Origin of the sequence: Micromonospora haikouensis, assembly GCF_000876225.1 — a bacterium.
GTDB lineage: Bacteria > Actinomycetota > Actinomycetes > Mycobacteriales > Micromonosporaceae > Micromonospora > Micromonospora haikouensis.
Genome location: NZ_JXSX01000001.1, coordinates 348770 through 363792 on the forward strand (window position 1 = coordinate 348770; position 15023 = coordinate 363792).

The following is a 15023-nucleotide window of genomic DNA, read 5'->3' on the forward strand; positions in this document are numbered from 1 at the left end:
GTCCTCGCCCACGGCGTCGGAGGACGACTGGGTGCCGATACTCGACGGCGCCTGCCACTGGATTCGGGGCGGCTCGGCCAGCGGCCGGCCACCGAACTCAGCCAGCCAGGCGGCCACCATGGCCAGGTTCTCCCGCCACTGCTGCTCGGAGATCGGCGGGAGGATGGAGTCCCACAGCGACAGGAACGTGCCCCGCAACTGGAGCCGCCCGTACGGCCGGGCGAGGAACCACAGGTGCAGGTGGGCCGATCCGTCGCCCCACCGGTTCACGTGGACGCGGGCGACGCCGTCGAGGGACCGGATGGCCTTCTCCAGCCGTACCGTCATCACGCCCAGCTCGGCGGCGAGAAGATTGGGCAGGTCGCCCAGGTCGAGGTGGGAGCGGGACTCCAGGATCAGCACCATCGGCAGCCCGGTGGGCCGGTCCATGGCGCGGACACGCCACCGCTCGCCAACCCAGATGTACGCGTCGTCGGGCGCGGCGCAGGCCGTGCACTCCCGGTTGCCCTCGCCCTTGCGCGGGGGTTCCACCGGGACGGGATCCTCAAGGTGCTTGACCCGGAGGTCGCCCTCGAAGGGAAAGGAAGGCCAGGAGGTGAAGTCGGGGACTGCGGGAGGGGTGTCGTGCACGACGCTGACCCTAGCCGAGCAAGCGGGCCCTGTCCCTACCTGATTCGTCCAGCGTCGAGGGCGGCCGGGCCCCTCGGACCGGGCCCGCGCGGTCGCCGGACGGGGCGAGTCCCGCACCCCCGCGCAGTGCCGTCCCGCGCGGTCCACGAGCGTTGTCCACACGTTATCCACAGGCCGTCGAGACCGTCGCCACGGCCCGTCGTCCACAGGCTGACAACGCGTTTCACGCGGGGTTTCACGTGAAACAGGGTGGGGCTGTGGAAAACCGCTGTGGATAACTCCGCGCTTCTCGGCGAGGGTTGTGCACAGCCTCTTGTCTCCCTCGTTCCTAACGAGCCGGCGGCCTGCGGGTCGCTGCCTGAGCGCCCGAAGATGGGGCCGATCTGCCGCCGTCTTCCGGGCCGGGCGACGCCTGCTCCTGGTGCCGCGCGGGTCGGACAGGCCATCAGAGGGGCGCAGCCGGGCGTCCGCAGATGGCCGCGCCCTGGCTCTCCGGGCTCCCGAGGCCCTTCCCACGTGACCGTCCCCGGATGACGGGGAACTGACCATCGGCGAAGGGCTCCACAACTCCCACCGACCCGACGCCGGTCGCGACCCTCCCGTCATCTCGGCGCGGGCGCGCACAGCGCAGCCGCGTGGTGCCGTCGGTGTGCCCGCTGCCGACCGGGGCGGCGAAGCGGCGGCAGCCCGTCGGGAAGGTGCGGTCGTCATGACCGCCGAAGACCGGCTCCCGTGGGCATCCAGCCGAACGGCGACGGGGCGACGTGCTGGTGCCGACCTTGGTGCTGGACCGTCGCGGCTGCTGCTGCACCCGTCGCGGCTGCTGCTGCACCCGTCGGGGCAAGCGACGCCGTCGGGGCAGTGGCGACCGTCAAGCGCAACACGGGCCGGTCGAGGACCGCCGAGCGCAGCGCGGGCCGGTCGAGGACCGCCGGCCGGGCTCCCGAGGCTCGAGGACCGCCGAGGACCGCCGAGGACGGGAGAGCGGGGAGATCGCCGTTGGCGCGCGGCGAACAACTCGTCGCTTCGCGACCGCACAGGAGAAAGCGGGCCAGCCCGCTGAGGAGGCCGTGCAGGTCCGAACCGGCGAGCGGGGTGCAATGGGGTCGGATCGCAGCCTGCGATGGCGTGAGGGCCAGCTGATGGTCTGCCGCCGCTTCACGGGCGACAGCCTTGGCCTGCCCCGGTCTCTCAGGTCGCGCTCGTGAGGGGCCGCGTCCCCGACAAGGGCTACGGGTTCAGGGCCGGGGTGCCGGAGCCCGGCCGTACTTGCGCCGACCAGAGGGGGCACCGGAGCCGCCTCGCGCCGCGCACGTCCGGGGCCCGCCATTCCCGGCCGCGGGGCACCGATCGGACGGTCCCGAGCGTGTCCCCGAGCGTCCTGCCTTCTCCGCGCCCCGGCCTCCCGATCCCGGCTTCCACGTCCCTTCGTGTCCGATGGCTCCTGAAGCCACGCGCTCCGGCCGGCGGCTGGTGCCGGCCCCGGGACGCGGCCCTGGGTCGGCGTGCTGCGTGTCGGCACCGGTGATGCCGAGGGTTTCCCGGCTTCCGGTTCCACGTGAAACAGGGCGGCAGCTCGCCTCCGCACGGGGCCGGGATGGGCCGTTCCCTCGCCGCCCCGGCGGGGGGCGAGCCGGAGGGGATCACCGAGCACAGCTACTCGGGCATCGGCCGTCACGAGCCACAGACCGCGAGCGAGGTGGAGCGGCTCATCGTCACCAACTCGCCGCCGTCGCTCCCCTTGCCGGGACTGCGGCTGCCGAAGGCCTCGCGGCACGGCACCACCTCCCGACACGGAGGACCGTTTCACGTGGAACCAGTGGGCGGGACACTCGCGGCATCGGGCGGGCCAGGCGGTGAGTTACGCGGATTCGGCCGGCGGGAGCCGAACCTCGGTGACCGGCTCGGACGCTGTCTGCGGCGGCTTTACGGGGCGAGAGCCTGGAGCCGGGGCATGGTGCTGAGTGGCGTCCGTGCGGATGTCCTCGTTTCACGTGGAACCCGTCTACAGGCTGATCGCCGAGGACCGACGCAGCTCGGGGTCGACACGGCGGCCCTCCTCCGTCCGGCGGCCCTCCTCCCTCCGGCACCCGCCACCATGTCGGCGACATCGCGGTATCCGGGGCCTCGGGATACCGCCATGTCGCCGACATGTCGAGCAACGACGCCAGGTCGGCGGTGACCGCCATCGGATGCCCGGCCGGGGAGAGGCCCAAGTTGGCGGAGGCGTAGGCCCTGCCGGCCCCGCATAGCCCATTCGAGGCGCGCACGGCCGGCGCGGGCGGCGAGCCCGCGAGCCGACGGCGGCAAGCCCGCGTGCCAACGGCACCGATCCCGCGTGCTCGGCATTACCTGTCCGCCAACGTCTTCTGCGTGTGCGAGGAGCTCCGGAGCTGATCGTCGGCCGAAACGTGTCCCGCCTCCCACCACCAGGGGGCGAGCCCGCCTGGCGGTCACCTCCGACGGCGGGCAGCCCACCGACGACCGGGAGGTTTCACGTGGAACGTGTCGGCGACCACGGCGCACGGAGGTGGATGGCCCCGCACCGCCTCACGGAGTCTGGGCCGCATCGTGCCGACCGAAATGGGGCGATGACTAGCGGAAGGCGATGCCCCTCGGGACCACCCGGGCAGCAGCCCGAAACGCCGCCGGCCGCGTCGCCCGGGTGGGACGGCGCGGCCGGCGGGCAGGCGCGGAGGTCAGTCCTCGGAGGTGTCCTCTTGACCGACCCCGATGATGCCGACGATCCGTTCCAGGTCGTCGACCGTGGCGAACTCGATGGTGATCTTGCCCTTGCTCCGGCCGATGTCCACCTTCACCCTGGTGTCGAACCGGTCGGAGAGCCGGTCCGCGAGGTCCGTGAGGGCCGGGGCGTGGGCAGTGGTCCGCCGCTTCGCGGCCGGGGCCTTCGCCGGCCCGTCCACCAGCGCGAGCGCGACGATCTCCTCGGTCGATCGGACGGAGAGCCCCTCGGCGACGATGCGTGCCGCGAGTTGCTCCTGCGCCTGCGCCTCGTCCAGGCTCAGCAGCGCGCGGGCATGGCCGGCGGAGAGCAGCCCGGCGGCGACGCGGCGCTGCACCTGGGCGGGCAGGTTCAGCAGCCGGATGGTGTTGGAGATCTGCGGGCGGCTCCGGCCGATCCGGCGGGCCAACTCCTCGTGGGTCGCGCCGAACTCCTCCAGCAGTTGCTGGTATGCGGCGGCCTCCTCCAGCGGGTTGAGGTTGGCCCGGTGGATGTTCTCCAGCAGCGCGTCCCGGAGCATGGCGTCGTCGCGGGTGTCCCGGACGATGGCGGGAATGTTCTCCCGGCCGACGGCCTGCGCGGCCCGCCAGCGGCGCTCGCCCATGACGAGTTCGTACTTCTCGCCGTCGAGTGCCCGCACCACGATCGGCTGGAGGAAGCCGACCTCCTGGATGGAGGTCTTCAGTTCCTCCAGGGCCTCCTCGTCGAAGACCTGGCGGGGCTGCTTCGGGTTGGGCACGATCGCGTCGACCGGCACCTCAGCGAACCGGGCACCGGGCACCGGGCTGAGTTGAGGCTCGGACGGCGGCATGGCCACAGGGGCCTCGACGTCAACCGGCTCCGCCATCGGGGCCGGTGCAGAGGCCGGGACGGGCGCCTCGCCGTCTTCGGGCATCGCCGTCGTCGTCTCGACGGGCTGGACCGGGCCGGTGGGGATCAGCGCCCCGAGCCCTCGACCCAGACCCCCCCGAGGACGGTTCTTCATACGATGCCTCCCAGCGACTTGTCCGCACTACGCATTCCGGCTCACCGGCTCCTTGACCCCACGCTCGGCGATCTCCTGGGCGGCCTCGAAGTAACTCGTCGCCCCCCGTGAACCGGGATCGTAGGTCATGACCGACTGGCCGTAGCTCGGTGCCTCGGAGACTCGGACGTTCCGGGGGATCACCGCCTGCAGGACCTTGTCGCCGAAGTGGTTCCGGACGTCCTGCTCCACCGCGTCGGCCAGCCTGGTGCGCCGGTCGTACATGGTGAGCAGGATGGTGGAGACGTCGAGCCTGGGGTTGAGGTGCTTGCGGACCAGGTTGATGTTGTTGATCAGCTGGTTCAGCCCTTCCAGCGCGTAGTACTCGCACTGGATGGGGATGAGCACCTCCTGCGCGGCCACCAGGGCGTTGACGGTGAGCAGGCCCAGCGACGGCGGGCAGTCGATGAAGACGTAGTCGAAGTGGCCGGGGTAGGCGTCGATCGCCCGGGACAGCCGCGACTCACGGGCCACCACGGACACCAGCTCGATCTCTGCGCCCGCGAGGTCGATCGTGGCCGGTACGCACCACAGGTTGGGGATGCCCTCGACGCCCTGGGCCACCTCCTCCAGGGGGACGCTGTTGATCAGGCAGTCGTAGACGTCCGGCACGCCGGTGTGGTGCGGGACGTTCAGCCCGGTCGACGCGTTGCCCTGCGGGTCGAGGTCGACCACGAGAACCCGGTTGCCGTGCAGGGCGAGCGCCACCGCCAGGTTCACCGTGGTCGTGGTCTTCCCCACGCCGCCCTTCTGGTTGGCGACGCACATCACCCGGGTCCGCTCCGGACGCGGCATGGTCACCTCGCCACTCGGATTAAGGATCTGCACGGCGCGCATAGCCTCCATAGCCAACGGTGGGTCATCCTCTTCGCGCGTCGGGGTTTCACGTGAAACGTACGCGGCATCGGCCGGTTCGGTGCCATAGGCCCCGGCCGGCGGTGCCGGCGTGTCGACTGGAACGGCGGCTCCCGGGGCCGCGTCGGGCACCACGTGCGGTGCGGGTTGCTGGGGGAGCACGACGGCAGGCCGGGGTGTCGACTCGAAGTGAGCGGAGAGCCCCGGGTCGGACCCGTCGGCCGCCGGAACGCCGGGGCGGCCGGCCCTGCCGTAGACCGTCCCGGACGCCTCCGCCCGGGGGGCGGTGGTGCCGGTGCCGGCGGCGACAGGGGCGTCGCGGCGCGGAGCGGAGCCGCCGCCGATCGGGTGTGCCGCCGCCCCGTAGGCGTCGCCGGGCCAGCCGGGCTCGTCGGTTTCACGTGAAACGGGGCCCGCTGCGGACCGCTCTCCGCGACCGTTCACCCGTGGATCGTCGTACCTGCCGTCGTCATGCACCTGTCATCCCTACCCGCTCCGGATGGTCGGCCCGCACCCCGTCGTCTTGGCCACGCTCGTTCGCATCACGGAGCCTACGGCCCGGCGGGAGCGGCCGGGACCCCCTCGGGGTCAGATGCCGTCCACTCCACACTATCGACGCGCGGTCAGCCTACGGCGGACGGGCGCGGCCGGTCCACGCCGGATTTCCCGCCCGCGCGTGCCCGCACCCGTATCAACGACCCGACCTGCGGCGGGAAGCCGGCGCGAGGGGACGAAGGCGGTCAGCGGCCCCGGCGACGCCCGCCGCGCGAGCGCTTCGCCGCCGACTTGACGCGGGGCTGGTTCACCACCCGCTCGCGCACGATCTCCACCACCGTCGCCGGCGGCTCGATCACACCGACCCCGCAGCGCTGCACGGTCGGCTCGCCCCCGCCCAACTTGGCGACGGCCTCGGCGTGCTCCGCGATCTCGTCGGCGGCGGAAGCGCCCTTCATCGCCACCAGCCGCCCGCCGCGCACGGTCAGGGGGAGACACCAGGCGGCGAGGCGGTCGAGCGGTGCCACGGCGCGAGCGGTGACGATGTCCGCGCTGAAGGGGCCGACCCCGGTCGAGCCGGTCGCCGCTTCCTCGGCCCGCCCCCGGAAGACCCGGACCGTCTTCGCCAGCCCCAGACTCTCGACCACCTCGACGAGGAACGAGGTGCGTCGGGCCAGCGGCTCGACCAGGGTGACGGTCAGGTCGGGCCGCGCGATGGCCAACACCAGCCCGGGCAGGCCGGCACCCGAGCCGACGTCGAGCACCGACGCGTCCGGCGGGATCCGTTCCGCCACCGCGGCACAGTTGAGCAGGTGCCGGTCCCAGATCCGCGGTGCCTCCCGTGGCCCGATGAGGCCGCGGACCACCCCGTCGGTGGCGAGCAGTTCCGCGTACGCGGCGGCGAGTTCAAGCCGGTCGCCGAAGAGGGCACGGGCGGCCTCCGCCAGCTCCGGCGGCAGCGTCGCGACGGCCGGATCCGGTGCTTCCCCGGTCGGGCGGGGCGCGTCGTCCCCGAGGGCCGGTGCCGTCACGCTGGGCGGCGCGGCCTCGACGCCGGGCGCTGCTTCGTCGGCCGACCCGGGCCGGGCAGGCGACGGCCCGGGCGGCGTGCCACCCGGGCCGGACACGGCTGCCGCCGTGGTGTCGTCGTGGGTCACCCGGTCAGTCCGCGGGCCGGACGACGATGCGGCGGTTCGGCTCGACGCCCTCGGACTCGCTCTCCACGCCGCTCATCGCGTTGACGACGTCGTGGACGCACTTGCGCTCGAAGGCGGACATCGGTTCGAGCCGCACCGGCTCCCCGTACTCCTTGACCTTCTCCACCGCGTTCTTGGCGACGGCGGCGAGCTCCTTGCGCCGGGTGGCGCGGTAGCCGCCGACGTCGAGCAGCAGCCGGCTCGGAGTCCCGGTCTGCCGGAACACCGCCAGCCGGGCCAGCTCCTGGAGCGCCTCCAGGGTGGCCCCGCGCTGCCCGACCAGGTTCTGCAGTCGGCCGCCGACGACCTCGACCACCGGACGGCCACCGGACACCAGCTCGTCGATGTCCCCGTCGTAGTCGAGGATGTCGAGCAGCCCTTCGACGTAGTCGGCGGCGATCTCGCTCTGCCGGAACAGCTCGCTCTCGGCCGGCGCCTTCCTCTCCCGGGGAGCGGCCCCGGTCTCGGCCTCCTCCTCGGTGTCGTCGTCGGTGGCCTCGATCGGCGTGCTCTCCTCGTCCACTGACTGGTCAGCGCTGGGGATGCTGGTCTCGGTCACGGTCTCATCTCCGTACTCGCTCGGCCGGACCGTCGGGTCCGCTGGTTCCCCGGGGGCCGGCGGGAGATCACCGGTGCCCACGGGCACGTCTGTACGGGCGGCTGTCGCCCGCGACCGCGCTACGCGCGGTGGGTCGGGCCCGGCGCTGCCCCACGGGCGGCGGCCAGGGCCCGGTCCCGCCCGTGCCGGGCGGCCGGCGCGGGCGGGGAGGCGTCAGCCCTGGCGCTTGGCCGGGCCGCTCTTCTTCGGGTTGACCGGCTTGGCACCCGGCTTCGGGCCGGCGACCTTCGGCGTGGCCGGCGCCTGCTTGACCGGAGCGGGGGCGGCCTTGCGGCCGAACAGGCCGGCGGTCTTCACCGGCTGGACCGGGCTGTTGGACTTGACGCCGGTGCGGCCCGGGGTGGGCGGCGGCGGGTACTTGCGCAGCACCCACTGCTGCTGGCCGAGGGTGAACAGGTTGTTCGTGACCCAGTAGATGATCACACCGATCGGGAAGATCGCGCCGGAGACGAGCAGCGACAGCGGGATGCCGTAGAGCATCAGGCGCTGCACCATCTTCTGCTGCGGGTCCTCCGCCCAACCGGTCTTGAGGATCATCTGGCGGCTGGTGAGGTAGGTGGTGCCCATCATCACCAGGACCAGGATGCCGGCGATCACCTTCACGGTGGTGCCGTTGGCCCCGAGGCGGGCCAGCTCGTCGGCGGTCGAGCCGAACTTGCCGGCGATCGGTGCGGTGAAGAGCTTGGCGCTGGAGGCGCTGTCGAACTGCTCGACCGTCCAGCCGTAGAGCGTCTTATTGATCTTGGCCGGGTCGAGGCGGCGCAGCACGTGGAAGAGGCCGAGGAAGACCGGGATCTGGAGGAACATCGGAAGGCAGCCCATGAGCGGGTTGGCCTTTTCCTTCCGGTAGAGCTCCATCATCTCCTTCTGGAGCGTCTCCCGGTCACCCTTGTGCTTCTCCTGGAGCTCCTTCACCTTGGGCTGGAGCGCCTGCATGGCCCGCTGGGACTTGATCTGCTTGACGAAGACCGGGAACAGGATCACCCGGACGGTGACCACCAGGAAGACGATGGCCAGGATCCAGGCCCAGTTCGTCCCGATCACCGCGTCGACCGGTACTCCGATGGCGTCCCAGGCCGAGTGCCAGGTCAGCAGGATCCACGAGATCGCGTAGTAGATCCAGTCCAGACTGAACAATTCTCAGGCTCCAGTCACTTCGGCACGGCGGCGACCGCCCGGCTCGGGCACCGGGTCGTGTCCACCAGGGTGAAAGGGGTGGCAGCGCAACAACCGTCGGACCGTCAGACCGGCCCCCCGAATCGCGCCGTGCCGGGCCACGGCCTCAAGGGCGTACGCACTGCACGACGGGTAGAACCGACAGCGGGCCGGCAGCGCCGGGCTTATCCAACGACGGTACGCGACGATGGGGCCGGTCAGCACCCGGGCACCCAAGCTCGTCGACGGCGACGCCGTGGAATCGCTGCTCATCGGGGCCGCCGCCCCCGGGGGGCGCGGGCTGTGGCGATCGCCGCGTCGAGGTCGGCCCCCAGCCGGGAGAATGACGCCTCGGCTGCGGCCGGGAGTGCCCGTACGACCAGGGTGCTGCCCTCGGGCAGGGCCGCGAGCCGCTCGCGGACCAGGTGCCGCAGCCGACGCCGGACCACGTTGCGGACGACGGCGGGGCCGACGGCCTTGGACACGACGAAGCCGGCGCGGGTCGCTGCGGAGGTGTGCTCCGCAGCGGTGGTCCGCGCCGGCTTCGGCGAGACGTCCGTCGGTGTCCCCGGTGTGCCGGGCAGGGTCAGGTGGACGACGAGCACGCCACGGCCCGCCCGGCGACCAGCCCGGACCGCTGCGGCGAAGTCACTGCTGCGCCGCAGTCGTTGCGCGGCGGCCAGCACGACTGCCCACGTCCCCCGGACCGGCCCCGGTCGGCCTCAGGCCGACAGGCGGGCGCGGCCCTTGGCGCGACGGGTCGAGATGATGGCGCGTCCGGCCCGGGTGCGCATACGCAGCCGGAAGCCGTGGGTCTTCGCGCGCCGGCGGTTGTTCGGCTGGTAGGTGCGCTTGCTCACGTCAGGCTCTCCGTTTTCGTACGCCCCGGGCGCGGGATCGCCGGGGTCGTGTGGTGGTCCAGGCCACCTCGGCGGTGGCCCCCGATCGGTGCTGCCCGGCGGCGCGGAACCTCGGCGATGCGAGGGAGGCGACCGCGGACAGCAAGCACGCACCACCCTAGCAGAGGGCGGCAGAGCAGCCGCTCCAGCCTACGCAGAGGGGCAATGAGCGTCAAACACCCCGCCACACCCCCACAGCGCCCCTGACCACGACCGAAGCGCTGCTTTTCACTGATGTCGCCAAGGGTGCCACCGCGTCGACGGTTGATGGCCCCGGCCCCGCGCTGTTAGCGTGCGCGTTTGCGGTCGGCGTCGTCGCCCCGTTCCCGTCGTCGGGCGAGACGGTCGTCGTCGAGCAGGACCGGACTCGGGCAAGACCCGACCAGGCAGTGAATCGTTCGGCACGGTGAAACCCGCTTCAGCGCCCGTTCAGACAGGGGGCAGGTCCCACCCGCTTCGGGCGGGGGGCCACAATCGGTCAGTACACACAGGCTGTGGATAACTTGTGGACGACGGCCGGTGAGCCGTCCGGCTGGACCACCGCGGCGGTCGGGAGCAGAAGCGAGGGGGGTGGCACGACGGTGGCCGGTACGACCGACCTAGCCGCGGTGTGGACGGCGACCACGGACGAACTCGCCGACGAGATCATCTCCGCGCAGCAACGCGCGTACCTGCGGCTCACCCGGCTCCGCGCGATCGTCGAGGACACCGCCCTGCTCTCCGTGCCGGACGCCTTCACCCGCGACGTGATCGAGTCCCGGCTGCGGCCGGCCATCACCGAGGCGCTGACCCGGCGGCTGGGCCGCCCGATCCAGGTGGCGGTGACCGTCCGGGTCGCCGAGGACCCCTCGGGCCGCCCCGCCGGCACGGTCTACCGCAGCACCCCGGACGCCGGGCCGGGCGAACAGCCCGCCCTCGACGGGTCCGCCGGCTTCGACTCCGCAGCGGCGTTCGACGCCCGGGGATACGACGAGTCCGGCGCGGGCCGGCACGAACCCGCGCTCGGCTTTCCCGCCCCGGGCCATCCCGGCCACGACGAGCCGGGCGCCGACCCCGCGCGGCCACCCCACCCGGGCCAGGACGGCACCGCCGGGCATCCCGGGCACGGGGCGGCGGAGCCGGGGCCCGCGTCCCGGCCAGCCCCGACCGACGACGGGCACCGCCCGGGGCTGGTCCCGGCCGCCCGCGACGCCCAGGAGCCCCTGTTCGGCGACGCCTTCGCCGAACCGCTGGTGCCGGGTGCCGACCGGCGCGGCTTCGAGGAGCGGCCCCGGCTCGACGTCGGCGGGGCCCGGCCCTACGAGGGCCGATACGCGGCCGGCGCCGTGCCGGCTCCCCAGCGGCTGCCGCGCGACGGCGGCACCGACAGCGGACCGGGTCGCAGTGGCATGGATCACCGTCCGGGCGGACGGGACGACCGGCGGCTCCCCGGCGGGGCGGAGACCGGTGGGAACCGGCTCAACCCGAAGTACATGTTCGAGACGTTCGTCATCGGCTCGTCCAACCGGTTCGCGCACGCCGCGTCCGTCGCGGTCGCCGAGTCGCCGGCGAAGGCGTACAACCCGCTGTTCATCTACGGCAGCTCCGGGCTCGGCAAGACGCACCTGCTGCACGCCATCGGTCACTACGCCACCACGCTGGGCAACGCCCGCTCGGTCCGGTACGTCTCGACCGAGGAGTTCACCAACGACTTCATCAACTCGGTGCGCGACGACAAGACGAGCGCGTTCCAGCGCCGCTACCGCGACGTCGACATCCTGCTGATCGACGACATCCAGTTCCTGGAGAACCGCGAGCGGACCCAGGAGGAGTTCTTCCACACCTTCAACACGCTGCACAACGCCAACAAGCAGATCGTCGTCACCTCCGACCGGTCGCCCAAGCAGCTCGCGACGCTGGAGGACCGGCTGCGCACCCGGTTCGAGTGGGGGCTGCTGGCCGACATCCAGCCGCCCGACCTGGAGACCCGGATCGCGATCCTGCAGAAGAAGGCGGCCCAGGAGCGGCTCTACGCGCCGCCGGACGTGCTGGAGTTCATCGCGTCGCGGGTGTCGAACTCGATCCGGGAGCTGGAGGGGGCGCTGATCCGGGTCACCGCGTTCGCGAGCCTCACCCGGTCGACCGTCGAGCTGTCGCTGGCCGAGGAGGTGCTGCGGGACTTCATCCCCGACGGCGCCGGCCCCGAGATCACCGCCGACCAGATCATGGTCTCCACCGCCGACTACTTCGGGGTCAGCCTGGAGGACCTGCGCGGGCACTCCCGCTCCCGGGTGCTGGTCAACGCCCGCCAGGTCGCCATGTACCTGTGCCGGGAGCTGACCGACCTGTCGCTGCCCCGGATCGGGCAGGCGTTCGGCGGGCGGGACCACACGACCGTCATGCACGCCGACCGGAAGATCCGTCAGCAGATGGCGGAGCGCCGCTCGCTCTACAACCAGATCGCCGAGCTGACCAACCGGATCAAGCAGACCACCTGAGGCGTACGCCCACCACGCCCTCGCCCGCAGCGGCGACCGACGCCCGGCCGACCACGGCCGGGCGTTCTCGCGTCCCGGGGCGGCGTCGGCCCCCGCGCCCGACCACCCGGGTCGACGTGACGCCGGTCACTTCCAGGCCCCGGAGCCGTCGTCCACAGGTGCACCGGGACGCCTCGTGTTGACCCTCGACCCGGTTCAGGCCCCAGGATCGGCGCATGCTCGTCCACGGTTTCCACACGCTGTCCACAGCCGGTTGTCCACCGACGGTGGAAAACTACGCACGGTCCGACCTCGGTTACCCACAGGCTGTGGACAAACCCTGGGGACGGACCTGTGGACGCCTGTGGACGCCTGTGGACGATGCCGCCCGTCGCCCACAGGCAGGGGGACGGCTGTGGGCTTCCTGTTGAAGGTTCTGGGGACAACGACGCGAAGACCGGTGCGGCCCGTCCACAGGACTGGGGAGAAAGTCGGTGGATAACCGGTGGATAACCGGTGGACGGCGGTGGACAACCCGGTGGATCGGAGGGCCTGTGGACGACCGGCCCGGTTTTACCCCGGGTTCTCCACAGGCTAACCACCGGTGGATAACGTGCCTGACCTGCACAGACGCGGGTTTTCCACAGTTTGCACAGGTGCTACGAAGACGATGAGTTTGTTCTTCTAAGAGAACAAAAACCAATCATCACCGTTGGACTTCCTGTGGATGGGGCCGGAACGGCCGGAGACAGTCGCTCCGGCACCGGCCGGATCCACGGGGTCGGGCGCACAGCCGATGCCCACGCGCCCTAAGGTGCGATGGGAACCCGCACAGTCAGGCGGGACGGTGGGCAGCGGTCGGCATGAGAGAGTTGTCGCTGACGTCGACGCGGAGGCATTGATGAAGTTCCGAGTGGAGCGCGACGCGCTCGCCGAGGCCGTGGCGTGGACCGCGAAGAGCCTGCCCAACCGGCCGTCCGTGCCAGTCCTGGCCGGCGTGATGCTCCGGGTGACCGACGGCAACCTGCAGGTCTCCGGCTTCGACTACGAGGTCTCCAGCCAGGTGACCGTCGAGGTGCAGGGTGACGCCGACGGGGCCGCCCTGGTCTCCGGCCGGCTGCTCGCCGAGATCACCAAGGCGCTCCCCGCGAAGCCGGTGGACATCGCCGCGGTCGGCGCGCACCTCGAACTGGTCTGCGGCAGCGCCCGGTTCACCCTGCCCACCATGCCGGTGGAGGACTACCCCGCCCTGCCCGAGATGCCGGAGAGCACCGGCACGGTCGACGCCGCCGCGTTCGCCGCCGCCGTCGCCCAGGTCGCCGTGGCCGCCGGGCGGGACGAGACGCTGCCGATGATGACCGGCGTCCGTATCGAGCTCTCGGGTGGCAACCTGGCCATGCTCGCCACCGACCGCTACCGGCTCGCGCTGCGCGAGATGGAGTGGCACCCGGACGACCCCGAGGTGAGCATCAACGCCCTGGTGCCGGCGCGCACCCTGCACGACACCGCCAAGGCCCTCGGCCCGCTCGGCGGGCACGTGACGATGGCCCTGTCCCAGGGGGCGGCCGGCGAGGGCATGATCGGTTTCTCCGGCGGCACCCGGCGCACCACCAGCCGGCTGCTCGACGGCGCCAACTACCCGCCGGTGCGCTCGCTCTTCCCCGCCAGCCACAACGCCGAGGCCCGCCTCGCCGTCAGCACCCTCATCGAGGTCGTCAAGCGGGTGGCGCTGGTCGCCGAGCGCACCACCCCCGTGCTGCTCAGCTTCAGCTCCGACGGCCTCGTCGTGGAGGCGGGCGGCACCGAGGAGGCGCGGGCCAGCGAGGCCATGGAGGCCACCTTCACCGGCGACCCGCTGACCATCGGCTTCAACCCGCAGTACCTCATCGACGGGCTGGCCAACCTGGGCGCCCAGTTCGCGCAGCTGGCGTTCGTCGACGCCTTCAAGCCGGCGGTGATTTCCCCCGCAGGCGAGGATGGCGAGGTCATCCCCGGGTACCGGTACCTCATCATGCCGATCCGCGTCTCCCGCTGATCGCGCATACCCGACCCGGACGCAGCGGAGGTAGGAACACATGCAGCTCGGCCTCGTAGGACTCGGCCGCATGGGCGGCAACATGCGCGAGCGGCTGCGCGCCGCCGGTCACGAGGTGGTCGGCTACGACCGCAACGCCGACCGCAGCGACGTCACGAGCCTGGCCGAGCTGGCCGAGAAGCTCGACGGCCCCCGGGCCGTCTGGGTGATGGTCCCCGCCGGCGTCACCGACACCACCATCGACGCCGTCGCCGAGCACCTCGGCGACGGCGACATCATCATCGACGGCGGCAACTCCCGGTTCAGCGACGACGCCCCCCGGGCCGAACGGCTCGCCACGCGCGGCATCGGATACCTCGACGTCGGCGTCTCCGGCGGCGTCTGGGGCAAGGAAAATGGCTACGCCCTGATGGTCGGCGGCGCGCAGGAGCACGTCGACCGGCTGATGCCGATCTTCGAGGCGCTCAAGCCGGCCGGCGAGCACGGCTTCGTGCACGCCGGCCCCGTCGGCGCCGGCCACTACGCCAAGATGGTGCACAACGGCATCGAGTACGGCCTCATGCACGCCTACGCCGAGGGCTACGAGCTGCTCACCAAGTCCGAGCTGGTCACCAACGTGCCGGGCGTGTTCAAGTCCTGGCGCGAGGGCACCGTCGTCCAGTCCTGGCTGCTCGACCTGCTCGACCGCGCCCTCGACGAGGACCCGGACCTGTCCGACCTGAGCGGCTACACGGAGGACACCGGCGAGGGCCGGTGGACGGTCGACGAGGCCATCCGCCTGGCCGTGCCGCTGAACGTCATCGCCGCCTCGCTGTTCGCCCGCTTCACCTCCCGGCAGGAGGACTCTCCCGCCATGAAGGCCGTCGCCGCCCTGCGCCAGCAGTTCGGCGGCCACGCCGTCCACAAGCGCTGAGCG

The 15023-nt window shown here is 72.1% G+C and carries 11 protein-coding genes and 1 pseudogene; 3 read left to right on the forward strand and 9 right to left on the reverse strand.

The annotated features are described in order from the left end of the window. Positions 1–32 precede the first annotated feature (32 nt). The 9 genes and pseudogenes from TK50_RS01530 to rpmH all read right to left on the reverse strand — a co-directional run. Positions 33–630: pseudogene (locus TK50_RS01530) on the reverse strand (hypothetical protein); the annotation flags it as partial. 2699 nt (positions 631–3329) lie between these two features. After that, the gene (locus TK50_RS01535) at positions 3330–4358 is read right to left on the reverse strand and encodes a ParB/RepB/Spo0J family partition protein (protein ID WP_043960999.1); all 1029 of its coding nucleotides are present in this window, start codon (positions 4356–4358) and stop codon (positions 3330–3332) included. A gap of 27 nt (positions 4359–4385) precedes the next feature. Further along, positions 4386–5729, reverse strand: coding sequence for a ParA family protein (locus TK50_RS35355; RefSeq protein WP_082106118.1), 1344 nt, complete (start codon positions 5727–5729; stop codon positions 4386–4388). A gap of 263 nt (positions 5730–5992) precedes the next feature. Continuing rightward, entirely contained in the window at positions 5993–6706 is a 714-nt protein-coding gene (gene rsmG, locus TK50_RS01545; RefSeq protein ID WP_043963641.1) for a 16S rRNA (guanine(527)-N(7))-methyltransferase RsmG, read from the reverse strand. 202 nt (positions 6707–6908) lie between these two features. Beyond that, positions 6909–7502, reverse strand: a complete 594-nt coding sequence (locus tag TK50_RS01550; protein WP_043961002.1) for a Jag family protein — start codon at positions 7500–7502, stop codon at positions 6909–6911. Positions 7503–7715: 213 nt separating this feature from the next. Continuing rightward, a complete protein-coding gene (yidC, locus tag TK50_RS01555) occupies positions 7716–8699 on the reverse strand; it encodes a membrane protein insertase YidC (RefSeq protein ID WP_043961003.1) in 984 nt (327 codons plus the stop codon). A gap of 3 nt (positions 8700–8702) precedes the next feature. Further along, on the reverse strand, positions 8703–8990 hold the full coding sequence (gene yidD / locus TK50_RS32645) for a membrane protein insertion efficiency factor YidD (RefSeq protein ID WP_077935362.1): 288 nt from the start codon (positions 8988–8990) through the stop codon (positions 8703–8705). After that, positions 8987–9403: a ribonuclease P protein component gene (rnpA, locus tag TK50_RS01560; RefSeq protein WP_043961004.1), complete on the reverse strand. Its 417-nt coding sequence runs from the start codon at positions 9401–9403 to the stop codon at positions 8987–8989. Before rnpA ends, yidD begins: the two co-directional genes overlap by 4 nt. 36 nt (positions 9404–9439) lie before the next feature. After that, entirely contained in the window at positions 9440–9577 is a 138-nt protein-coding gene (gene rpmH / locus TK50_RS01565) for a 50S ribosomal protein L34 (RefSeq protein ID WP_013736606.1), read from the reverse strand. Positions 9578–10197: 620 nt separating this feature from the next. On the opposite strand from rpmH, the gene dnaA reads away from it, so the two are divergent. From dnaA to gnd, 3 genes are all read left to right on the forward strand, one after another. Next, a complete protein-coding gene (dnaA, locus tag TK50_RS01570) occupies positions 10198–12093 on the forward strand; it encodes a chromosomal replication initiator protein DnaA (protein ID WP_043961005.1) in 1896 nt (631 codons plus the stop codon). An 880-nt stretch (positions 12094–12973) separates the two neighbouring features. Further along, complete coding sequence (dnaN, locus tag TK50_RS01575; RefSeq protein WP_043961006.1) at positions 12974–14107, forward strand: DNA polymerase III subunit beta; 1134 nt, start codon at positions 12974–12976, stop codon at positions 14105–14107. Between the two features lie 40 nt (positions 14108–14147). Continuing rightward, positions 14148–15020 (forward strand): phosphogluconate dehydrogenase (NAD(+)-dependent, decarboxylating), encoded by an 873-nt coding sequence (gene gnd, locus TK50_RS01580; RefSeq protein WP_043961007.1) that lies wholly within the window; start codon positions 14148–14150, stop codon positions 15018–15020. The last annotated feature ends 3 nt before the right edge of the window (positions 15021–15023 follow it).